This is a genomic window from Pseudomonas sp. LAMO17WK12:I10, from assembly GCF_900215185.1.
Taxonomy (GTDB): domain Bacteria; phylum Pseudomonadota; class Gammaproteobacteria; order Pseudomonadales; family Pseudomonadaceae; genus Aquipseudomonas; species Aquipseudomonas chlororaphis.
This window is the reverse complement of sequence record NZ_OBDX01000025.1, coordinates 49397-71438: the sequence shown is the minus strand read 5'-3', so window position 1 is coordinate 71438 and position 22042 is coordinate 49397. Positions and strand designations below refer to the sequence as shown.

The 22042-nt window shown below is 61.0% G+C and carries 19 protein-coding genes and 1 other RNA gene; 9 read left to right on the top strand and 11 right to left on the bottom strand.

All coding sequences use genetic code 11. From position 1 onward, the window contains the following. Positions 1 to 124: 124 nt before the first annotated feature. The 8 genes from CRO75_RS24180 to CRO75_RS24145 form a co-directional block, all read right to left on the bottom strand. Complete coding sequence (locus CRO75_RS24180; protein WP_097138679.1) at positions 125 to 1381, bottom strand: integrase domain-containing protein; 1257 nt, start codon at positions 1379 to 1381, stop codon at positions 125 to 127. Between the two features lie 187 nt (positions 1382 to 1568). After that, positions 1569 to 1960: a transfer-messenger RNA gene (gene ssrA, locus CRO75_RS24175) on the bottom strand. Between the two features lie 79 nt (positions 1961 to 2039). Beyond that, the gene (locus CRO75_RS24170; RefSeq protein WP_009042107.1) at positions 2040 to 2327 is read right to left on the bottom strand and encodes a hypothetical protein; all 288 of its coding nucleotides are present in this window, start codon (positions 2325 to 2327) and stop codon (positions 2040 to 2042) included. Positions 2328 to 2558: 231 nt separating this feature from the next. Beyond that, the gene (locus tag CRO75_RS24165; protein ID WP_097138677.1) at positions 2559 to 5369 is read right to left on the bottom strand and encodes an FAD-binding and (Fe-S)-binding domain-containing protein; all 2811 of its coding nucleotides are present in this window, start codon (positions 5367 to 5369) and stop codon (positions 2559 to 2561) included. Further along, positions 5366 to 6037 (bottom strand): lactate utilization protein, encoded by a 672-nt coding sequence (locus CRO75_RS24160; RefSeq protein ID WP_097138675.1) that lies wholly within the window; start codon positions 6035 to 6037, stop codon positions 5366 to 5368. The genes CRO75_RS24165 and CRO75_RS24160 overlap by 4 nt, the downstream gene beginning before the upstream one ends. Beyond that, on the bottom strand, positions 6034 to 7491 hold the full coding sequence (locus tag CRO75_RS24155) for a LutB/LldF family L-lactate oxidation iron-sulfur protein (RefSeq protein WP_097138673.1): 1458 nt from the start codon (positions 7489 to 7491) through the stop codon (positions 6034 to 6036). Before CRO75_RS24155 ends, CRO75_RS24160 begins: the two co-directional genes overlap by 4 nt. Further along, on the bottom strand, positions 7488 to 8312 hold the full coding sequence (locus tag CRO75_RS24150) for a (Fe-S)-binding protein (protein WP_053259597.1): 825 nt from the start codon (positions 8310 to 8312) through the stop codon (positions 7488 to 7490). The genes CRO75_RS24155 and CRO75_RS24150 overlap by 4 nt, the downstream gene beginning before the upstream one ends. Positions 8313 to 8456: 144 nt before the next feature. Continuing rightward, positions 8457 to 10142, bottom strand: a complete 1686-nt coding sequence (locus tag CRO75_RS24145) for a lactate permease LctP family transporter (RefSeq protein ID WP_097138671.1) — start codon at positions 10140 to 10142, stop codon at positions 8457 to 8459. A gap of 261 nt (positions 10143 to 10403) precedes the next feature. On the opposite strand from CRO75_RS24145, the gene CRO75_RS24140 reads away from it, so the two are divergent. Then, the gene (locus CRO75_RS24140; protein WP_097138669.1) at positions 10404 to 11171 is read left to right on the top strand and encodes an FCD domain-containing protein; all 768 of its coding nucleotides are present in this window, start codon (positions 10404 to 10406) and stop codon (positions 11169 to 11171) included. A 79-nt stretch (positions 11172 to 11250) separates the two neighbouring features. Here CRO75_RS24140 and smpB read toward each other — a convergent pair whose 3' ends face one another. Then, positions 11251 to 11733 carry an SsrA-binding protein SmpB gene (smpB, locus tag CRO75_RS24135; protein WP_009042112.1) on the bottom strand — a complete coding sequence of 161 codons (483 nt, stop codon included), beginning with the start codon at positions 11731 to 11733 and terminating at the stop codon, positions 11251 to 11253. 117 nt (positions 11734 to 11850) lie between these two features. Between smpB and CRO75_RS24130 the strand changes: the two genes are divergently transcribed. The 3 genes from CRO75_RS24130 to CRO75_RS24120 are packed head-to-tail and all read left to right on the top strand — an operon-like array spanning position 11851 to position 14009. Further along, positions 11851 to 13254: a sodium-dependent transporter gene (locus tag CRO75_RS24130; protein ID WP_097138667.1), complete on the top strand. Its 1404-nt coding sequence runs from the start codon at positions 11851 to 11853 to the stop codon at positions 13252 to 13254. Between the two features lie 7 nt (positions 13255 to 13261). Then, a complete protein-coding gene (locus CRO75_RS24125; protein WP_007920838.1) occupies positions 13262 to 13696 on the top strand; it encodes a type II toxin-antitoxin system RatA family toxin in 435 nt (144 codons plus the stop codon). Continuing rightward, on the top strand, positions 13689 to 14009 hold the full coding sequence (locus CRO75_RS24120; protein ID WP_177409785.1) for an RnfH family protein: 321 nt from the start codon (positions 13689 to 13691) through the stop codon (positions 14007 to 14009). The genes CRO75_RS24125 and CRO75_RS24120 overlap by 8 nt, the downstream gene beginning before the upstream one ends. Before the next feature lie 58 nt (positions 14010 to 14067). On the opposite strand, the gene CRO75_RS24115 is transcribed toward CRO75_RS24120, so the two are convergent. After that, entirely contained in the window at positions 14068 to 14595 is a 528-nt protein-coding gene (locus CRO75_RS24115) for an outer membrane protein assembly factor BamE (protein WP_007920839.1), read from the bottom strand. Between the two features lie 98 nt (positions 14596 to 14693). Between CRO75_RS24115 and fur the strand changes: the two genes are divergently transcribed. Next, the gene (gene fur / locus CRO75_RS24110) at positions 14694 to 15098 is read left to right on the top strand and encodes a ferric iron uptake transcriptional regulator (protein ID WP_007920840.1); all 405 of its coding nucleotides are present in this window, start codon (positions 14694 to 14696) and stop codon (positions 15096 to 15098) included. Between the two features lie 90 nt (positions 15099 to 15188). Here fur and recN read toward each other — a convergent pair whose 3' ends face one another. Then, positions 15189 to 16862 (bottom strand): DNA repair protein RecN, encoded by a 1674-nt coding sequence (recN, locus tag CRO75_RS24105; RefSeq protein ID WP_062823704.1) that lies wholly within the window; start codon positions 16860 to 16862, stop codon positions 15189 to 15191. A gap of 253 nt (positions 16863 to 17115) precedes the next feature. Here recN and grpE point away from each other — a divergent pair, with 253 nt between their 5' ends. The 4 genes from grpE to dapB all read left to right on the top strand — a co-directional run bounded on the left by grpE (position 17116) and on the right by dapB (position 21967). Continuing rightward, positions 17116 to 17682, top strand: coding sequence for a nucleotide exchange factor GrpE (gene grpE, locus CRO75_RS24100; protein WP_009042116.1), 567 nt, complete (start codon positions 17116 to 17118; stop codon positions 17680 to 17682). A gap of 102 nt (positions 17683 to 17784) precedes the next feature. Beyond that, positions 17785 to 19701, top strand: coding sequence for a molecular chaperone DnaK (gene dnaK, locus CRO75_RS24095; RefSeq protein WP_025810034.1), 1917 nt, complete (start codon positions 17785 to 17787; stop codon positions 19699 to 19701). Between the two features lie 324 nt (positions 19702 to 20025). Continuing rightward, complete coding sequence (dnaJ, locus tag CRO75_RS24090) at positions 20026 to 21150, top strand: molecular chaperone DnaJ (RefSeq protein ID WP_009042118.1); 1125 nt, start codon at positions 20026 to 20028, stop codon at positions 21148 to 21150. Between the two features lie 10 nt (positions 21151 to 21160). Then, on the top strand, positions 21161 to 21967 hold the full coding sequence (gene dapB / locus CRO75_RS24085; RefSeq protein WP_097138663.1) for a 4-hydroxy-tetrahydrodipicolinate reductase: 807 nt from the start codon (positions 21161 to 21163) through the stop codon (positions 21965 to 21967). Positions 21968 to 22042: the final 75 nt, after the last annotated feature.

Here is a 22042-nt window from a genome sequence, read left to right as displayed (position 1 = left end):
TGGGTATGGGGATGCGAAGCCTCCCCATACCCAGGGGCTGGGCCGGAGAGGCTTAGAGCAAAGTGAGTTGGCCACTGCCGTCAGTGAGTCTGACGGCGCGCTTTCTGCCACCGATGCCGCAGCGCTACCGGATCGGCACCACGATGCGATCACGCGTCACGTTGATCGCGGTTGCCGAAAGGTTGCCCGTCGCCGCTTTCTGAATGTATTCACTCCACCACGCCATCATCGGCCGTCGGCGCTCGATATAATCCGCACGGTTGTACGCACTGCGCACTTCATCCTTGTCCACATGCGCCAGCGCGACCTCGATCAGCTCGGGGTCCCAGCCATGCTCGTTAAGAATGGTGCTGGCCATCGAGCGCAGACCGTGGCTGACCAGGCGGTCTTGGAAGCCCATCCTCTTGAGCGCCATATTCGCGGTCTGGCTATTGGCGTGGGTGCGGGGGTTGCGGTCAGAGGGAAACACATATTCACGATTGCCGCTGTGCGGCCTAACCGTGGCAAGCAGTGCGAGCGCCTGCTCGGTGAGGGGGACCGCGTGGGGGCGGCGCTTCTTCATGCGCTCGGCGGGGATCACCCATAACGCTTTATCGAAGTCGATATCGGCCCATCGAGTGGTGGCCGCTTCGGCGGGGCGGGTCATGGTGTGCAGTTGCCATTCGAGCAGGCAGCGGGTGATGCGCTTGATACTGGCGTTGGCGATTTCCATCATTAGCTCGGGAAGCTCTTCGGGCGGAAGCGCGGCCATGTTTTCTTTCTTGGGCTTTTTGAAAACTGCGCGAATGCCACTGAGCGGGTTGGCGAAGATCAGCCCGGAGTTAACGCCGTAGGTCATGATCTCGTTGAGCCGCTGGGTCAAGCGTTTCACCGTTTCCAAGCTGCCTTTGGCTTCGAGCGGGCGAAGCAGCTCGATCACCATCGGGGCAGTGATCTTCACCAGTGGCGTGATCCTCATACTCGGCAGCACGTGCAGCGTGAGCGAGCGCCAAATGTCTTCGGCGTAGGCTGGGGTGACCGAGTCTTTCTTGAGCTCGAACCAGGCGAGAGCGACGTTCTCGAAGGTGTGTTCAGTTTCGGCTCGTCTGGCTTCATTTAGCATGTTGCGCTGCACTTTGGGGTCGATGCCTTGCGCGAGCAGTTCGCGCGCTTCGACAGCCTTCTTTCGTGCATTCGCTAGTGACAGCTCGGGGTAGGTCCCGAAGCCCATGTTGATGCGTTTTTTGGTCACCGGTTCGCGGTAATTGAAATTCCACAGCAACGAGCCGTTGCTGCGTACGCGGAGCTGCAAACCGTCGCCGTCGGTGAGGACGTAATCCTTGGACGCCGGTTTGACTCCCTTGAGTTGTCGGTCCGAGAGGCGGAGGGCTGGAGCAGGCATGAGATCTACCTCAGGCGCTGTTTTGGTATTCCAGAGATTAACCCCGGAGGGACTGGAATACCACTTGGAATACCTGAACGGTCAGAACTCTGCGGATGCCAAAAAACCTCAGAAGCGCTGAAGCCCTTGATTTTATTGAGTTTCCGGCACAAAAAAAGACGTCCGTGGACGTCTTTAGATGTTGAAGTGGTGGAGCCGGGGGGATTTGAACCCCCGTCCGCCAGTACTCCGCTGTCGGTACTACATGCGTAGCCGTGTCTATTGAGTTAACCCTCAGCGACCCGACGGGCAGGGTGCTTTGGGCGAGTTGTGTAAGTTTTAGCCGCTTCGTCCACAACGTACTGCACGGCGATTCTGTTCTGTATGACAATCATTTCGGGTTTACAGACATCCCCTGATGATTGCTGGACCCGAAGGTACCAGAAGGAAGGCTAGCGCCGCTTACGCAGCGAGAGCGTATTCCCCGTAGGTTTCGTCATTGGCAACTATAGGAAGTTGCAACAGTGGATTTACGAGTTCTGTTACCAACTCGGCATGCACCTAAAGTTTCGCAACCGGCGTCGAATCCTAAACGGCCCCGAACCTGCTGTGCATTACCAGCAGGTTTGTACAGTCTACGCCAAAATGGCCCGCAAGGCCATCCCGAAGGCGGGGCCTGTTAGCCGCCGCCTTCACCCTTGGTGCTGTTCTGGATGGTCTGGATCGCGCGGGTGGTCAGGGCGATGCATTCCTTGGTGCCTTCCTCGGTGTTTTTCGCCTGGGCCGCCTGGGCTTGTTGCACAGTGGCGTCGATGTTGGCCTGCAGGTCCGCGGCCTGGATGGTGGTCCGTGCATCACGGATGGTTTGCAGGTTCACCTGGCACAGGTCTTCCTGGTTCCCGGCGAAGCCGGGGGAAGCCAGGACCGAAGCGGTGACGAACAGGCCTAACAGTACAGAGCGTTTCATGGGCGTCTCCTTGAACTGAAGGGCCAAGCACTGCTGGCCATCAGTACGAACTGCCGGGTTTCAGGAAGCTCCCGTTTTCGGGGGCTTGATTGGTGGACTGCGGTGGTTCGCCAGGGTTCTATTTTTCTGCCCAGGGTCGCGACCACTGAACCTGCGGGCGTAAAAAGGGGCGAAACACCTAATGCCTGTGTAGGAGCGAGCAAGCTCGCTCCTACAGTGGGTACATGCCGATCAAGCCGTTCTAGCCCGGGTCACCCGGTCCACCAGATAGACCAGCCCGTGATAATCGATCCCGCCATGCTGGCTCAGGCCGATTTCACAGGTGCGGCTGGTGGAGATGCCTTCGCTGCAGTGCTGTACCGCGTCCTTGAGGCTACGCAGGGAGTGAGCGTTGAGCTCTGGTGTGGTGAAACCTTTATCGCCGGCGAAGCCGCAGCAATGGATGCCTTCCGGGATCACCACATTGTTGCTGCAACGCCGCGCCAGGTCGATCAGCGCCTGGCTTTCGCCCAGGTGCTGGGTGCTGCAGGTGACATGCACGGCGACCGGCGCTTCCTGAGGGGTGAACTCGAGCTTGTCCATCAGGTGGGTGCGGATGAAGCGCACCGGGTCGTACAGGTCCAGGCGCACGTCGCCCAGGTCCTGCACCAGGCGCAGGGTGCAGGGGCTGGTGTCGCAGTAGATCGGATCGAGGCCACCGCGGCTGGCGTGGAGCAGGGCGCCGATCAGTTCCTGGCGCTTGTGCTCGGCCTGTTCCGCGTAGCCCTTGGAGGCGAACGGCTGGCCGCAGCACAGGCTTTCGACGTTGTCCGGGATCACCACCTGGTAACCGGCTTTTTCCAGCAGGCCGCGGGTCTTGTCGTAGAGCGAGCTTTGCTCCTTGTCCCCGGCCGCCGGGCCCATGACCCGCGACACACAGGCCGCCAGGTAGACCACCCGTGGCCGCTGATCGCTGACGGCCGGGCTGAACCGAATGGCCCGTTCCGGCTGTGGCATGGCGCTGGTCCATTGCGGCACCTGGCCCTTGGACAGCCTGGTCAGTGCCGCCGAAACCCTGGCCAGGCGTGGTGCCCCCAGCAGCATCCGCGCGCCGTTGGCCACGTGCAGGGTGAGCCGCGCGCCCTGCAGGGTGGTGGCGAAGTGCGAGCCGAGCCAATCGGCCGCCTGGGTGTGCGTGGCGTGCCGGCTGCGCAGCTTCTTCACCAGCTCGCCAGTGTTGATGCCCACCGGGCAGCGCTGGGCGCACAGGCCGGTGGCGGCGCAGGTGTCGATGCCCTGGTATTGATAGGCCGCTTCCAGTTCCGTGGTGTCGATACCGGCGCGCTTGCGGGCCTGGATATCGCGCCAGATCACGATGCGCTGGCGCGGGCTCAGGGTCAGCCCCTTGGACGGGCACACCGGTTCGCAGAAGCCGCATTCGATGCACTTATCCACAATCTCGTCGGCCGCCGGCAGCGGCTTGAGGTGCTTGAGGTGGATCTGCGGGTCTTCGCTGAGCACCACGTCCGGATTGAGGATGCCGTTGGGGTCGAGCAGGCGCTTGAGTTGCCACATCAACTGGTAGGCATCGCTGCCCCATTCCAGTTCGACGAAGGGCGCCATGTTGCGCCCGGTGCCGTGCTCGGCCTTGAGCGAGCCGCCGAACTCCACCGCCACCAGTTGCGCCACGTCATCCATGAAGGCCTGGTAACGCGCGACTTCCTCGGCGCTGTTGAAGCCCTGGGTGAAGACGAAATGCAGGTTGCCCTCCAGCGCATGGCCGAACAGGATCGCTTCGTCGTAGCGGTGTTTGTCGAACAGCGCGATCAGGCGGTTGACGCCGATGGCCAGCTGTTCCACCGGGAAGGTCACGTCTTCGATGATCACCGTGGTGCCGGTCTTGCGCACCGCGCCGACGGCGGGAAAGGTGTCCTTGCGGATCGCCCAGAGCTTGGCGTTTTCCTTCGGGTCTTCGGTGAAGTCGACCTGCTTCTCCACCGGGAAGGAGGCGAGGGACGCCATGATCTGCGCCAGTTGTTCCTGCAGCAGCGCGGAAGACGCGGCGCGGGACTCGATCAGCAGCGCACAGGCATTGGCGGACAGTTGCTGGACGAAGGCCGGCATCCCGGGTTTGTCCTGCACCGAGCGCAGGCTGCGGCGGTCCAGCAGTTCCACGGCGGACACCGGCTGGTTTTTCAGCACGGTTACCGCGTTGCAGCAGGTTTCCACATTCGGGAAGACGATCAGCGCCGAGGCTTTGTGTGGGTGGTCGATCACCGTGTCGTAGGTCACCGCGCTGATAAAGCCCAGGGTGCCTTCGGAGCCCACCAGCAGGTGGCTGAGGATGTCCAGCGGCTCATCGAAATCCACCAGGGCGTTGAGGGACAGGCCGGTGGTGTTTTTCAGGCGATATTTGTGGCGGATCTTCGCCGCCAGTTCACTGTTGGCGCGGGTCTCGCGGCCGAGGCTGGCCAGGCGTTCCAGCAGTTCGCCGTGGCTGCTGCGGAAGGCCGCGACGCTGGCGGTATCTTCGGTGTCCAGGCGAGTGCCGTCGGCCAACACCAGGCGCAGGCCGGCCAGGGTGTGGTAGGTGTTTTGCGCGGTGCCGCAGCACATGCCGCTGGCATTGTTGGCGACGATGCCGCCGATCTTGCAGGCGTTGATCGAGGCTGGGTCGGGACCGATCTTGCGCCCGAACGGCGCCAGCCAGACGTTGGCCTGGGCGCCGATTACCCCCGGTTGCAGACGGATCTGCTGGCCCTGGTCGCGGATCTCGCGGCCATTCCAGTTATCGCCGAGCACCAGCAGCACCGAATCGCTGATGGCCTGTCCCGACAGGCTGGTGCCGGCGGCGCGAAAGGTCACCGGTACGCGGTCGCGCTGGGCCAGCTTGAGCAGGGCCACCACTTCGTCTTCGGACTCGACGCGGATCACCAGTTGCGGAATCAGCCGATAAAAACTTGCATCGGTGCCGAAGGCCAGGGTGGAGAGCGGATCGTCGAAACGCCGCTCCTGGGGGATTAGTTGTTGGGTATCACGCAGAAAAGCCACCGGTAGACTCATTGGTCCTCCAGAATCAGCACCACCAGGTCTTTCGGGCCGTGGGCGCCGTACGCCAGGACCTGCTCGATATCGGCGGTCTTCGACGGCCCGGACACCAGCAGCGCGTTGGTCGGCATGCCCTGGGCCCAGGCGTATTCCTGCTGGACCTGATAGAAGTTGTCGCGGATCTCGCTGGCCTTGAGCAGGGCGAAATGCACCGGCGGCACCAGGCTCATCAGCCGCGGTTCTTCGCGGGTCGGCCAGAGGATCAGGCTGCCGGTGGCAGCGATGGCGCCGAGGGTAGTGGTGAGGCTGGCCGGGGTGTCGTTGAACAGCTCGGCTTTCCATTCCTCGACGGGCCGATCGTAGGCCTTCAACGCCGGTAACCCGGGATGCTCGGCCCAGTATTGGCTGACGCGCCGGCCGTGGGGCGTGGTCGGTGCGATCAGCAGGCTCGGCAATTGGCGTTCGCCCAGCAGGCGGGCGAGCAGCGCCGGCCAGTCCTGGGCGGTGGTCTGATGAATCTCGGTGTGCACCGCTTCCATCTGCTTGCGCAGCTGCGGGATGCGTTGTTCCGGTGTGTAGGTATAAGGCTCGGTGACCAGGGCCTCATCGAAGTTATCCACAATCGGCGTGGTGCCAGTCAGGCTGCTGCGCAGCTTGCCGAGGATGTTCTGTTTGGCGCTCATCGACGTTCTCCCTGTTTGGCCAGATGCTCGCGGGCCAGGTCATGCAAGGACCGGGCGGCGGGTTTCGGTGCGCTGTGGTTTTGCGTCCAGGGGCCGACGTTGCTCGGGGTCAGCGCGCGCAGGCGGGTGGCCGCCAGGCTGAACAGGCGATACAGCGTGGGCGAACTGTTGAGCCTGGCCCAGGCGTTCCAGATAAAACGTTCCTTGCGCGAGTACTTGCTGCCCTGGCCGCGCATCACCTGATGGGGGCTGTCCGGAGCCTTGACGTTCTCTTCGCGCAGGCGGCGCAGTAGGCTCGGGATCGGGATCTTCACCGGACACACTTCGCCGCAGGCGCCACACAACGAAGATGCGCTCGGATGGTCCGGCACCTTGGCCAGGCCGACCATGTGCGGGGTGATGATCTTGCCGATGGGGCCGGGGTAGACCTCGCCGTAGGCGTGGCCGCCGATGCGGGTGTAGACCGGGCAATGGTTCATGCAGGCGCCGCAGCGGATGCAGTTCAGGGTCTGGCGCAATTCGCTGTCGGCAAAGGCCTGGCTGCGACCGTTGTCGAGCAGCACCAGGTGCACTTGCTGCGGGCCATCCAGCTCATGCTCCTTGCGCGGGCCGGAGATCATGTTGACGTAGGTGGTGATCGGCTGGCCCAGCGCCGAGCGGGTCAGCAGCGACAGCAGCGGCACCACGTCGCGCAGGTTCTCGACGACCTTCTCGATGCCGGTGACGGCGATGTGCACGGGCGGCACCGTGGTCGACATGCGGCCGTTGCCTTCGTTTTCCACCAGCAGCAGCGTGCCGGTCTCGGCCACGGCGAAGTTGACGCCGGAGACGCCGATGTCCGCTTCGAAGAATTTCTGCCGCAGGACCCTGCGACCGATCTGAATGAGTTGGTCAACGTCCTTGGTGTACTCCACGCCAAGTTTGTCGTGGAACAAGGACGCGACCTGACCGGCGTTCTTGTGGATCGCCGGCATGATTATGTGTGAAGGCTTCTCGTGGTCGAGCTGGACGATGAACTCGCCCATGTCCGACTCAAGGCATTCAATGCCTTGTTCAGCGAGGACATGGTTCATCTCCATCTCTTCGCTGACCATCGATTTGCCCTTGATCACTTGCCGCGCCTCGTGAGCCCGGATGATCGAGAGGACGATGCCATTGGCCTCGTCCACCGTTTCCGCCCAGTGCACTGTCACACCGTTGCGGGTCAGGTTCTGTTCAAGCTGCTCGAGCAGGTCGGGCAGCTTGGATAACGCACGGGCCTTGATCGCATTGCCCAGGGCCCGCAGGTGTTCGCGCTCGTGGGCATCGCTGAACGACGCCGCACGTTTGGCCATGAGGGAATCCATGGCGCTGCGAAAGTTGTTTCGCAGTTGTCGGTCACCCAGGGCCTGGTGGGCCCGGGTGCGAAAATCGTCCGACACGGTCAGGGTCGGAATAAGCTCCGGGGTGCTCATGCGGCACCTCCGGTACGCTGCCAGAGGAAGCTGGCCAGGTGTTGGCCGCGCAGCGCTTCCCGTTGTTTCTCCAGCGAACCGTTGATGTTCATCAAGCAGCCGCAGTCGGCGCTCAGCACCTGGTGGGCGCCGGATTCCTTCAGCGCGCGGGTCTTGTCCGCGACCATCGCGCCGGAGATGTCCGGCATTCGGACGCTGAAAGTCCCGCCAAAGCCACAGCATTCGCTTTCGTGGTCGTGTTCTACCCGCTCCACGTTGCCCAGTTGTGCCAGCAGCTCACGACCGTGCAGGTGGGTATTCATCTCGCGCCGTGCCGAGCAGGAGGTGTGCAGCGCCACCTTGATCGGCTCGCCACTGTCCTTGAGCTGCACCTTGCATACGTGCAACAGGAACTCAGCCAGCTCGTAGGTGCGTTCGGCCAGGGCCTGCACCTGCTTCAAGGTTTGCGGCTCATCCTTGAACAAGTCCGCGTAGTGCTCGCGCAGCATGCCCGCGCAGGAACCCGACGGCACCACCACCGGATAGTCGCCGGCGAACAGCGCCAGTTGCGAGCGGGCCACGGTGCGCGCCTGCTCGGTGTAACCCGAGGTGTAGGCCGGTTGTCCGCAGCAGCTTTGCCCTTGCGGGTACTCCACGCGAATGCCTTCGCGCTCGAGCAGGTGAATCGCATCCATCCCGGCTTCGGGATAGAACAGGTCGACCACACAGGTGCCGAACAGGTAGACCCGCGACGGTTTCTCGCTGGGGTACTGGCGCGGTTCGGCCAAGGGCGGTGCGACACGGGTCGCGTTAGGCACGGCGTTGTAAAAAAGCTCGCTCATCAGGCGTGTCTCCGGGTGGTCCCGGTTATCCGTCTGCGGCGGCTGCTGAATATAGAGAGACAAGCTTTCAGCAGCCTTGCAGACCGGGTTGTGAGTTGCAGGCGCCGCAAGGGTGCTCCGGCGCCGGTTCTTTCGGTGTCGCGATCAGTGCACCAGCATGCCGGTGAACCAGTAGGCCTGGGCCAGGGTGATCAGGCCGACGATGGTGGCAAAGAATAGGCTGTGCTTGAGGGTGAAGCGGAACAGGTCCGATTCCTTGCCTACCAGGCCGGTGGCGGCGCAGGCCACGGCGATCGATTGTGGCGAGATCATCTTGCCGGTCACGCCGCCGCTGGTGTTGGCCGCCACCAGCAGGGTGTCGTTGACGCCGATCTGATGCGCGGTGGTGGCTTGCAGCGAGCTGAACAGGGCATTGGACGAAGTGTCTGAACCGGTCAGGAACACCCCCAGCCAGCCGAGGAACGGCGAGAAGAACGGGAACGCCGCGCCGGTACCGGCCAGCACCAGGGCCATGGTCGAGGACATGCCGGAGTAGTTGGTGACAAAGGCGAAGGCCAGCACCATACCGATGGACAGGATCGGCCAGCGCAGTTCGTAGAAGGTCTCTTTCAAAGTGGTCAGACCAGTTTTGAAATTGATCTTCAGCACCAGCATCGAGATCAGCGCGGAGAAGAAAATCGCTGTGCCGGTGGCGGAAATCGGGTCGAGCTTGAACACCGCCGGAATCGCGGTCGGAGTGGCGACGATCGGCGCGCTCTTGATCACCAGTTGGTCCAGGTGCGGAATCGCGAAGTTGAATACCCAGCTGTACATCGAGCCGCCGGCGGCGAACATCGCCTTGAACGGTTTGAGGGTCCAGATGGTGACCAGTACGGTGAGAATCAGGAATGGCGACCAGGCCTTGAAGATTTCACCGAAGCTGTAGGGCGAAGGCTGGGTGGTGCGCGGTTGGCCAAAACCGCCGTTGCGCACGGCCGCGGCGCCGACGCTGGCGGTGGCCGCGGCGAACGAACGCTTGGGTTGCCAGACCTTGAGGAACAGCGTCAGGGAAACCAGGCTGGCCAGGGCCGAGGTGATGTCCGGCAGCTCCGGGCCGATGAAGTTCGAGGTGAAGTACTGGGTCACGGCAAAGCTCAGGCCGGCCACCAGCGCCGCGGGCCAGGTCTCTTTGACGCCGCGCAGGCCGTCCATCATGAACACCAGCCAGAACGGCACGAACAGTGACAGCAGCGGCAGCTGGCGGCCGGTCATAGCGCCGATCTTGAACGCGTCGATGCCGGTTACCTGGCCCGCCACGATGATCGGAATGCCCAGGGCGCCAAAGGCCACCGGGGCGGTGTTGGCGATCAGGCACAGGCCGGCGGCGTACAGCGGATTGAACCCCAGGCCCACCAGCAGCGCGGCGGTAATGGCGACCGGCGCACCGAAACCGGCGGCACCTTCGAGGAAGGCCCCGAAGCAGAAACCGATCAGCAGCACTTGCAGGCGCTGGTCGTCGGTGATCGACAGCACGGAGCTGCGGATCACCTCGAACTGGCCGCTCTTGACCGTCAGTTTATAGAGGAATACGGCGGCGACGATGATCCAGGCGATGGGCCACAGACCGTAGGCAAATCCATAGCCAGCGGCGGCAAGCGCCATGTCGGTGGGCATCTGGAAGGCGAAGATCGCCACCAGGATCGATAGCGCCAGGGTGATGCTGCCGGCGACGTGTCCTTTGAGGCGGAACACGGCCAGAGCCAGGAAGAAGAAGACGATCGGGATGACGGCGGCGAGGGCGGACAGGCCGAGGCTGCCGAGCGGGCTGTAAAGCTGTTGCCAGGTTTGCATATGGGGTGGCCCCTAATTGTTGTTGGTCAGGCACTGGTCAGCGTATTTGGTTAATTGGTAATACCAATTTACAATCGCTGTTGGCTAGGGTAAAAGCCTTGTGAGCGGTGTGTCAATTTGCCGCCCTAAAACTTTTGTCGAAGGTGCGGTGCAGATGGCATCTGATCCGCTCGCCAACCTGCGTTCTGATAGGTGCTGGCACAGCCCCGATAGGCCAGAATAGAGAGTCCGGCGCGCGGTCGGGATCGTGGAGAGTGAGTTATGGGGTTTGATCAGATTCGTCAGCGCCGTTTGTCTGACGATATTGTCGAGCGGCTCGAGGGGATGATCCTCGAGGGCACGCTGAAGTCCGGTGAGCGCCTGCCGGCGGAGCGTGCGTTGGCGGAGCAGTTCGGTGTCTCGCGACCGTCGTTGCGCGAGGCGATCCAGAAACTCACGGCCAAGGGCTTGCTGGTCAGTCGCCAGGGCGGCGGCAACTATGTGGTGGAGTCGCTGGGCTCGACTTTCAGCGATCCGCTGCTGCAGTTGCTGGAAAGCAACCCTGAAGCCCAGCGTGACTTGCTGGAGTTTCGCCACACCCTGGAAGCCTCATGCGCCTATTACGCAGCATTGCGTGCCACCGAGGTGGATCGTGAACGGCTCACCGCGGCTTTCGAGGAGCTGCAGGATTGCTATTCCCGGGCCGGGGATGTGAGCCGGGTGGAAGAGGGCGCGGCAGACGCGCAATTTCACCTGGCGATTGCCGAGGCCAGTCACAACGCTGTCTTGCTGCACACCATTCGCGGGCTGTTCGATCTGCTCAAGCGCAACGTGGTGACCAACATTGGCGGCATGTACAAGCAGCGCACCGAAACCCGCGACATGCTGATCAGCCAGCACCGCGATCTGTACCAGGCGATTATCGAAGGGCGGGCCGAGCAGGCGCGCGAAGTCTCCAGCCGGCACATTCTGTATGTGCAGGAAGTGCTGGAAGAGGTGCGTCAGGAAGTGCAGCGCGTGGCCCGGGCGGAGCGGCGCAAGGGGATTTAGTTGGGAGATTCATCGCTGACCAGCTCACTCCTGGTAGGAACGAGTTGGCCAGCGATCATGGCATCAAGGTAGAAGGGCGTTACTCTTCCTTGCCCTTGTTGCGCACCGCGCGATGCAGCTCACGATCGGAGTCGCGTTCGCGTTCGGTATGACGCTTGTCGTATTCCTTCTTGCCCTTGCCGAGAGCGATCTCGCACTTGACCATGTGCTTGCTCCAGTAGAGCGACAGGCACACGCAGGCATAGCCTTTCTGCTGCACGGCAGCGAACAGCTTCTCCAGCTCGCGCTTGTTGAGCAGCAGTTTGCGCGAGCGCACGGGGTCGGCGATCACATGGGTGCTGGCAGTGGTCAGTGGCGTGAAGTGGCTGCCCAGCAGCCAGGCTTCGCCGTCCTTGAGCAGCACGTAACTGTCGACCAGTTGTGCCTTGCCCGCACGCAGACTCTTTACTTCCCAGCCGGCCAGGACCATGCCAGCCTCGAACCGATGTTCGATGAAGTAATCGTGACGCGCCTTTTTATTTTGCGCGATGGTCCCTGTTGGGTGTTTCTTCTGTTTAGCCATAGGGGCGGCATTATAGGCAGTTGCACGCGTGTCGGCTACGGTGAAGCAGCGTGCTTGAGCAGGTTGAGTGAATCCCGGACAATGCGCCCTCTTTTTTCTCGGTTGGGCGCGTTTTTGATGTCGACGGACAAGGTTTCTGTCCACGGCGGCTGGGCCAGTCGCTGGGTTTTCATACTCGCTGCGACTGGTTCTGCCGTGGGCCTGGGCAGTATCTGGAAATTCCCATATATGGTCGGCGTCTACGGTGGCGGCGCCTTTGTCCTGGTATTTCTCGCCTGCATCGCGCTGATCGGTGTGCTGGTGATGCTGGCGGAAACCCTGATCGGCCGTCGCGCCCGGCAAAGCCCGGCCAATGCCTTGAAGGCGCTGGCCCTGGAGGCGGGGCATTCGGCCAAGTGGTCCTGGGGCGCGTTCGCCGGAATGATCACGGCCTTGTTGATTCTTTCCTTCTACAGCGTTGTTGGTGGTTGGTCGCTGGACTACATCATCGATATGGGGCGTGGTGATTTCCAGGGCGTGACGGCGGATCAGGTCGGCGCCTATTTCGGCACGGTGATTGCCGACCCCTGGCGGCTGACGCTGTGGCACACACTGTTCATGCTGTTGTCGGCGGCGGTCATCGCCAAGGGCGTGGTGGCCGGGCTTGAGCGCAGCCTGCGGATCATGATGCCGCTGTTGTTCGTGATGCTGCTGATCCTGCTGGGTTACAGCCTGACCACCGGGCATTTCATGGAAGGCGTGCATTTCATGTTCGACTTCAGCACCGACAAGCTGCTCGACGGCCTGTTGCCGGCCATGGGACATGCATTCTTTTCCCTGAGCGTCGGTGTCGGTTCCATCATGATCTACGGCGCTTACATGCCAAAGCATTCGTCCATTTCCGGCACTATTGTCGGCGTGGCGCTGCTGGATACCTTCGTTTCGCTGCTGGCGGGGCTGGCGCTGTTCCCGATCGTGTTTGCCGCGGGGTTGAACCCGAGTGAAGGTCCAGGGCTGATGTTTGTCAGTTTGCCTTTTGCCTTTGGTAATGTGGCGTTCGGCCAGCTGATGGGGGTGGTGTTTTTTGTCCTGGTGGCCATTGCTGCCTGGAGCTCGGCGATCTCGCTGCTGGAGCCGATGGTGGCTTACCTGGTGGAGCGGACTCGAATCCGCCGCGGCTGGGTGACATTCTGGCTGGCGTTTACCTGCTGGTTCGTCGGATTGGGAACGGTGTTCTCCTTCAATATCTGGCAGCAGGCCAAGTTTTTCGTGAACGAAGGCGGGGCTTTCCACCTCTACCAATGGGGGGCGGCGGGTGGTCTGGATTTCTTCGGGGTGATCGATTTCTTCACCTCGCGGATCATGTTGCCCTTGGGTGGCCTCTGCTTTGTGGTGTTCGCGGGTTGGGTGATGGGGCGCGAGGCGGTTCGTGATGAGCTGTCGATTCGCAGCCCGCTGCTTTTTGCCCTGACCCTGTTTTTGATGCGCTATGTGGCGCCCATCGGCATTCTTATAGTGTTTGCCGCCCAGTTGTGGAAATGACGCTGACATGACGACACATATTCAACGCTCGGCCCTGTTGCCTTATCCGGCGCAGTTTTTGTACGACCTGGTCAACGACGTGGCGCGCTACCCGGAGTTTTTACCCTGGTGTTCGTCGGCCGAGGTGCTGGAGAGCAGCGAGGTGCAGATGCGCGCCAGCCTGGCCGTTGCCAAGGGCGGGCTCAGCCAGCATTTCGTGACGCGCAATACCCTGGTGCCGGGCCAGTCGATCGAGATGAACCTGGAAGAAGGGCCGTTCAACCAGTTGCACGGCGTGTGGATTTTCAAGCCGCTGGGCGAGAAGGCCTGCAAGATCAGCCTGGATTTGTCGTTCGACTACGCCGGTCCACTGGTTCGCGCGACCTTGGGGCCTTTGTTCAACCAGGCGGCCAACACCCTGGTCGATGCGTTTTGTCAGCGGGCCAAGCAGTTGCATGCTTGAGCCAATGATCGAAGTCGAGGTGGTGTATGCCGCGGTCGACCGGCAGGTATTGCTCAGTGTTGCGGTGCCAACGGGGACCACTGTTCGTGCGGCAGTGAAAGGCTCCGGGATAGGCGCGCAATTTCCAGAATTGGATCTGGACAGTTGTCCGCTGGGGATCTTTGGCAAAGCGGTTGCGGACCCAGGGAAGCAGCCGGTTCGGGCGGGCGATCGCATCGAAATCTACCGACCGCTGCTGGCTGACCCTAAAGAGGTCCGACGTCTGCGCGCGGCAAAGGCGGCGCAGGCCCGGGGTCGTACTTCAGAGTCCTGAGCAAATCGACAGGCAACAAAAAGCCCGGACTCGCCGGGCTTTTTTATTCCGCCACAAATTATTGCGGCGAGGTGTCCAGAGGTTCTGGCGTTGGCACCGGAACGGTCTCGACGTTGTCGACGTCCTTCTGGATCTGATCGAGCAGAGAGCCAGGCTTGGCCGGTTTTTCCGGTTTTGGCTGTTCGGCGTTTTCAGTAGGGGCGGTCACGGTGGTGCCACTGTCCTTGCCCAGGATGGCTTCGTCGCGGCTTACGCCAGGCATGAAGTCACCGGAAAGGCTTACCAGTTGGTCGTTACCGTTGAAGATAACGCTGACGCGCTCCTGCTGGCGTTCACCGCCACCGGGTTGCAGGCTGTACAGGTAATCCCAGCGATCGGCGTGGAACGTGTCGGTCAACAGAGGGTTGCCCATGATAAACCGTACTTGCCGGCGGGTCATTCCCGGGCGTAACTGGTCTATCATGTCCTGCGTGACGACATTGCCCTGCTGGATGTCGATTTTGTAAACCCCGGGGAATGAACAACCGGCGAGTGCGAGCAGTCCCACGAAGGTGAAACTGGTTAGCAAGAGCTTGGTGTTTTGCATCGGTGGGCGACTTCCACTATCTTGGCTGGGACAACGTAAACCCCGATCATACCCGCATTAAGAGGAGCTGCGAAGCAGCATCCGCGAGAAAGCTGACCATGGTTGAAAATAGCGAACTACGTAAAGCCGGCCTTAAAGTGACTCTGCCACGGGTCAAAATTCTACAAATGCTCGATTCCGCCGAGCAGCGACACATGAGTGCCGAGGATGTTTACAAGGCGCTGATGGAAGCTGGCGAGGATGTCGGTCTGGCCACGGTTTACCGTGTTCTGACCCAGTTTGAAGCAGCAGGCCTTGTGGTACGCCACAACTTTGATGGCGGTCATGCTGTATTCGAACTGGCTGACGGCGGTCACCACGACCACATGGTCAACGTGGATTCCGGTGAGGTGATCGAATTCTTCGACGAAGAAATCGAGAAGCTTCAGAAGGCGATTGTCGAGAAGCATGGCTTCGAGTTGGTGGATCACAACTTGGTGCTGTACGTACGCACGAAGAAATAAGCATGTCGCGCGGACATAGTCCGCGAAACGATCGAAGGCGACCCAAGGGTCGCCTTCGTGCTTTCTGCTCTTTATTAAAGTGGCAGGGGCTCAAGCCTTGGCGGTAACCACCATTTTTTTCGCGTGGGCCAGCGACTCCTTGGTCAGGTCGATGCCGCCCAGCATCCGCGCTACCTCTTCGATCCGCTCGGTCTTGCCCAGTTTGGAAACCGCAGTGTGAGTCGCATCGCTGCCGCGTACCTTGTGCACAAAAAGATGTTGATGGCCCTGGGCTGCCACCTGCGGCAAGTGGGTGACCGTCAATACTTGGCCGCGCTCGCCGAGGCGACGTAGCAGTTGGCCGACGATCTCCGCGGTCGGGCCGCCGATGCCGACGTCTACTTCGTCGAATACCAGGGTAGGGACACGAGAGGTCTGTGCGGTAATCACCTGGATTGCCAGGCTGATCCGCGACAGTTCGCCCCCGGATGCCACTTTGGCCAGTGCCTTGAGTGGCTGGCCGGGGTTGGCGCTGACCAGCAGCTCGACCTGCTCGAGGCCGTTGGGCTGCAGTTCATCGCCGCTGTTGGCGTGCAGTTCGATGGTGAAGCGGCCGCCAGGCATGCCCAGGCGCTGGATTTCCTGTTCGACGGCGCTGGCCAGGCTGGTTGCGGCCTGCTGGCGCAGCTCGCTCAACTCCCTGGCTTTTTCATGATAGTGCCGGGCAAAGGATTTCAGCTCATCGCCCAGGCGCTCAATGGATTCGTCATTGGCATCCAGAGTTTCGATTTCCTCCAGCAGTTTCTGCTGCATGGCTGCCACCTCGGTGGGCTGGATCCGGTGTTTGCGGGCCAGGGTATAGATGGCGTCCAGCCGCTCCTCCAGTTGTTGCAGGCGCGCCGGGTCCGCATCGAAATGGTCGACGAAGCGATTCAGTTCGCCGACGGCTTCTTCGACCTGGATTTGCGCGCTGGCCAGCAGGTTGGTGGCTTCCGCCAGGGCGCCGGAGGTATTGCCGATGCTCGACAGGCGATTGAGGCTCGCTGTCAGGGCGCTGAGGACGTTGCCCGAATCACTTTCGCTGCAATGCTCGACGACCTGCCGGCAGATGCCCAGCAGGCTTTCGGCATTGGTCAGGTTCTTGTGTTCGAGTTCCAGTTGTTCGAGTTCGCTTTCACCCAGGGCCAGGTTCTCCAGTTCCTCCAGCTGATAGCTGAGGAGCTGGTGGCGCGCCCGCTGCTCGTCCCCGGAGTTGGACAGGCGCTCCAGTTCCTGGCGGGTCTGGCGCCAGCGCTGGGCTGCCAGCGATACCTGGCGAGCCAGGTCGGTGGCACCGGCGTATTCGTCGAGCAGGCGGCGGTGGGTATCGGTTTTCAGCAGCGACTGGTGTTCATGCTGGCTGTGGATGTCGATCAGCAGTTCGCCGAGGGCCTTGAGGTCGCCTAGCGGGCACGGGGAGCCATTGATGTAGCCGCGGGAACGGCCTTCGGCGGTGATGACCCGGCGCAGGATGCATGGGCTGTCGTTGTCCAGGTCGCGTTCGGCGAGCCAGGTGCGGGCCTCGGGAATGTCTTCCAGGTCGAAGGTGGCGAGAATGTCGGCCTTGTCGGCACCTGGGCGTACCACGCCACTGTCGGCGCGATCACCCAGGGTCAGCCCCAGGGCGTCGAGCATGATCGATTTGCCGGCGCCGGTTTCACCCGTGATGACGCTCATCCCGCGATCCAGTTCCAGATCGAGATGTTCAACGATGGCGTAGTTGTGTACGGACAGGTGCACCAGCATAAAGGCCGCTCCCAAGCTTTAGGTCTGGTTATTTATACAGTGTTTTGTTTTCGGCTGACAATGCCCGCCCTTAGCTCGATTCGCTTGCTTGGCGGATTTTTTTATCGTGTGCGGGAATAATTAGCGACCGGCGTTTGGGGGGCATCCAATGATTTTTGCCGAGGGCGCGGCCCTTGAACCTGGAAAATGCGACCCCATATATCGGGGCAGAAGCGTGAGTTGAGCTCGCGGACGATATTGAAAGGAGAATTTTATGGCTGACGAACAGACGCTGGATACGCAAAATCTCGACGCCAATCAGGCCCCCGAGACTTCGGGCGAAGATCTGGCGGCTCGTGTGCAAGTGCTCGAAGAGCAGTTGGCTGGCGCTCAGGATCAGGCACTGCGTGTTGCGGCCGATCTGCAGAACGTCCGCCGCCGTGCCGAGCAGGATGTAGAAAAAGCTCACAAATTCGCCCTCGAGCGTTTTGCTGGCGACCTGCTGCCAGTAATCGACAGTCTCGAGCGCGGTCTTGAGTTGTCCAGCCCGGACGACGAAAGCATTCGCCCGATGCGTGAAGGTATCGAGCTGACCCTGAAGATGTTCCAGGACACCCTGAAGCGTTATCAGCTGGAAGCGATCGATCCGCATGGCGAACCGTTCAACGCTGAACAGCATCAGGCGATGGCCATGCAGGAAAGTGCCGACGTCGAGCCGAACAGCGTTCTCAAGGTGTTCCAGAAGGGCTATCAGCTCAACGGTCGCCTGCTGCGCCCGGCCATGGTCGTGGTCAGCAAGGCACCTGCACCGGTTTCGCCTTCGATTGACGAGAAGGCTTGAAATCGCGCGCAGGGCCCCCATTTATAGGTCAAGCGTTTAAGTGCTACCGCAGTCGGCCACCACTGCTGTGGCAACAAAATCTAAAGTTTCGGGAGAGTTAACATGGGCAAAATTATCGGTATCGACCTGGGGACTACCAACTCCTGCGTCTCCATTCTTGAAAACGGCAATGTAAAAGTTATCGAAAACGCTGAAGGCGCGCGTACCACGCCGTCCATCATCGCTTACGCCAACGATGGCGAAATCCTGGTTGGCCAGTCGGCCAAGCGTCAGGCCGTGACCAACCCGCACAACACCCTGTACGCGGTGAAGCGTCTAATTGGTCGCCGTTTCGACGAAGAGGTCGTACAGAAAGACATCCAGATGGTCCCTTACAAGATCGTCAAGGCTGACAACAACGACGCCTGGGTTGAAGTGAACGGCCAGAAAATGGCTCCGCCACAGATCTCGGCTGAAATCCTCAAGAAAATGAAGAAGACCGCCGAAGACTACCTCGGCGAGGCTGTGACCGAAGCGGTGATCACCGTTCCGGCCTACTTCAACGACAGCCAGCGCCAGGCGACCAAAGACGCCGGCCGCATCGCGGGCCTGGACGTAAAACGTATCATCAACGAACCGACCGCGGCCGCTCTGGCTTACGGCATGGACAAGGCCAAGGGCGATCACACCGTGATCGTTTATGACCTGGGTGGCGGTACCTTCGACGTATCCGTGATCGAAATCGCTGAAGTCGATGGCGAGCACCAGTTCGAAGTACTGGCAACCAACGGTGACACCTTCCTCGGTGGTGAAGACTTCGACATCCGTCTGATCGACTACCTCGTGGACGAGTTCAAGAAAGAAAGCGGCATGAACCTCAAGGGTGACCCGCTGGCCATGCAGCGCCTGAAAGAAGCCGCTGAAAAAGCCAAGATCGAGCTGTCCTCGAGCCAGCAGACCGACGTCAACCTGCCGTACATCACTGCAGACGCCACCGGTCCTAAGCACCTGAACGTGAAGATCTCTCGTGCCAAGCTGGAATCGCTGGTTGAAGACCTGGTTCAGCGCACCATCGAGCCTTGCCGCATCGCCATGAAGGACGCCGGTATCGACGTCAGCAAGATCGACGACGTGATTCTGGTCGGCGGTCAGACCCGTATGCCGCTGGTGCAGAAGCTGGTGACCGATTTCTTCGGTAAAGAAGCACGCAAGGACGTGAACCCGGACGAAGCCGTTGCCATGGGTGCTGCCATCCAGGGCGCGGTACTGGCCGGTGACGTGAAAGACGTACTGCTGCTGGACGTCAGCCCGCTGACCCTGGGTATTGAAACCATGGGCGGCGTGATGACCGCGCTGATCGAGAAAAACACCACGATTCCTACCAAGAAATCGCAAGTGTTCTCGACTGCCGACGACAACCAGGGCGCAGTGACCATTCACGTGCTGCAGGGCGAGCGTAAACAAGCCGCGCAGAACAAGTCCCTGGGCAAGTTCGACCTGGCCGAGATTCCACCAGCTCCACGTGGCGTGCCGCAAATCGAAGTGACCTTCGACATCGACGCCAACGGCATCCTGCACGTAGGTGCGAAAGACAAGGCGACCGGCAAGACCCAGTCGATCGTGATCAAGGCCAACTCCGGTCTGTCCGAGGAAGAAATTCAGCAGATGGTTCGTGATGCTGAAGTCAACGCCGAAGAAGACCGCAAGTTCGAAGAGTTGGCCAGCGCGCGTAACCAGGGCGATGCCCTGGTTCACTCGACTCGCAAGATGATCGCTGATGCGGGCGACAAAGTGACCGCTGAAGAGAAAACCGCGATCGAAGCTGCCGTGGTTGCCCTTGAAGCCGCTATCAAAGGCGATGACAAGGCTGCCATCGACGCCAAGGTCGAAGAGCTGTCGAAGGTGTCGGCTCCGGTCGCTCAGAAGATGTACGCCGAGCAGGCTCAGCCGGCAGAAGGCGCAGCTTCGCAGGCCGAGTCGGCCGAGAAAGCCGACGATGTCGTCGACGCCGAGTTCGAAGAAGTAAAAGACCACAAGTAAGACTGCTTGTTGGTCGGCCGGTTGACTGCCTTTGTGCGGTGACTGGTAGGATGTCGCCGCGCGGGAGCTTGCTCCCGCGTTGGCGTGTCTGGAGCAAGCGAATTTTTTACGGTGTGCGATTCTTTTCGCGCGCTGGCGGTACGGTCGGAAATGCTCCTGCTTTCCGTTCGGGATTACCGCAATTGTCGGCCAGTCTGTTGGTCGTCTATCCAAGACCAGGATCGTTGAATTGACGTGAGTTGGGTCCGGGCCTGTATTGGGGCTCAACGAGTTTGGCGAGGCTCAGGAGGGCATTGTCGAACGTCCTTAAGAGTGTGAAGACTTATGGCAAAGCGTGACTATTACGAAGTATTGGGTGTGGAGCGAGGCTCGAGCGAAGCTGACCTGAAAAAGGCTTACCGCCGCCTGGCGATGAAGCACCACCCGGACCGTAATCCCGGCGACAAAGCGTCGGAAGATATGTTCAAGGAGGCCAACGAGGCCTACGAAGTATTGTCTGACTCGAGCAAGCGCGCGGCTTATGACCAATATGGTCATGCCGGTGTCGATCCGAGCATGGGCGGTGGTGGTGCCGGCTTCGGTGGCCAGAACTTCTCCGACATCTTTGGCGATGTCTTCAGTGATTTCTTTGGCGGTGGTCGTGGCGGCTCCCGTGGCGGGGCTCAGCGTGGCAGCGACTTGCGCTACACCCTGGAGCTGAACCTGGAAGAGGCGGTGCGCGGCACCACCGTGAATATCCGTGTTCCGACGCTGGTCAACTGCAAGCCTTGCGACGGCTCGGGCGCCAAGAAAGGCTCCTCGCCTGTTACCTGTCCGACCTGTGGCGGTATCGGTCAGGTGCGCATGCAGCAGGGCTTCTTCTCGGTGCAGCAGACCTGCCCGCGTTGTCATGGCCAGGGCAAGATCATTTCCGATCCGTGCGATTCCTGTCATGGCGAAGGTCGCGTCGAAGAGTACAAGACGCTGTCGGTGAAAGTGCCAGCGGGTGTCGATACCGGCGACCGCATTCGTCTGTCCGGCGAGGGGGAGGCGGGTACCCAGGGTGGCCCTACGGGCGACCTGTATGTGGTGATCAATGTGCGTGAGCACGCGATCTTCCAGCGCGACGGCAAGCACCTGTTCTGTGAAGTGCCTATCAGCTTCGTTGATGCGGCGCTGGGCGGCGAGCTGGAAATCCCGACGCTGGATGGCCGGGTCAAACTGAAGATTCCTGAGGGCACCCAGACCGGCAAGCAGTTCCGTGTGCGTGGCAAGGGTGTGGCTCCGGTACGTGGCGGCGGTGCTGGCGACTTGATGTGCCGGGTTGCGGTGGAGACTCCGGTAAACCTGAGTCGCCGTCAGCGTGAGTTGCTCGAAGAGTTGCGTGGTTCCCTGGCGGACGACAATACCCACTCGCCAAAAACCACTGGCTGGTTCGAAGGCGTGAAGCGCTTCTTCGGCGACCTGTAAGGAGCGTGGCATGCGACGTATAGCTGTAATGGGCGCCGCAGGGCGCATGGGTAAGAACCTGGTTGAGGCCGTGCAACAGCGCTCGCCGCTCTCCGGGCTTACCGCAGCCATCGTACGGCCTGGCAGTTCCTTGGTCGGTGCCGATGCGGGCGAGCTGGCCTCGCTGGGGCGCATCGGTGTGCCGATGTCCGACAGTCTGGAAAAGGTCGCCGATGAGTTCGATGTGTTGATCGATTTCACGCTTCCGGAAGTGATGCTGAAGAACCTGGCGTTCTGTCGCAAGGCGGGCAAGGCCATGGTGATCGGTACCACGGGGCTGGGCGCCAAGGAAAAGCAGGTGCTGGCCGAGGCGGGCAAGGATATTCCGATCGTGTTCGCCGCCAACTTCAGCGTTGGCGTCAACCTGTCGCTGAAGTTGCTCGACATGGCGGCCCGTGTGCTGGGCGATGATGCGGACATCGAAATCATCGAGGCGCATCACCGGCACAAGATCGACGCGCCTTCGGGGACGGCCTTGCGCATGGGCGAGGTGATTGCCGATGCGCTGGGACGTGATCTGCAGAAGGTCGCGGTGTATGGTCGTGAAGGTCATACCGGTGCACGTGAGCGTGAGACCATTGGTTTCGCCACGATCCGGGGTGGTGATGTGGTGGGCGATCACACGGTGCTGTTCGCTGCTGAGGGCGAGCGTCTAGAGATTACCCACAAGGCTTCCAGCCGCATGACTTTCGCCAAGGGGGCGGTACGTGCTGCGTTGTGGTTGGACGGTCGTCCGGCGGGTCTTTATGACATGCAGGATGTGCTGGATCTGCGTTGAGATGCATCCAAAACAGGGCCAGGCTTCGCGCTTGAGCCCTGTTTTTATCCGCTAAGCGATGTTCTGTCGCATTCC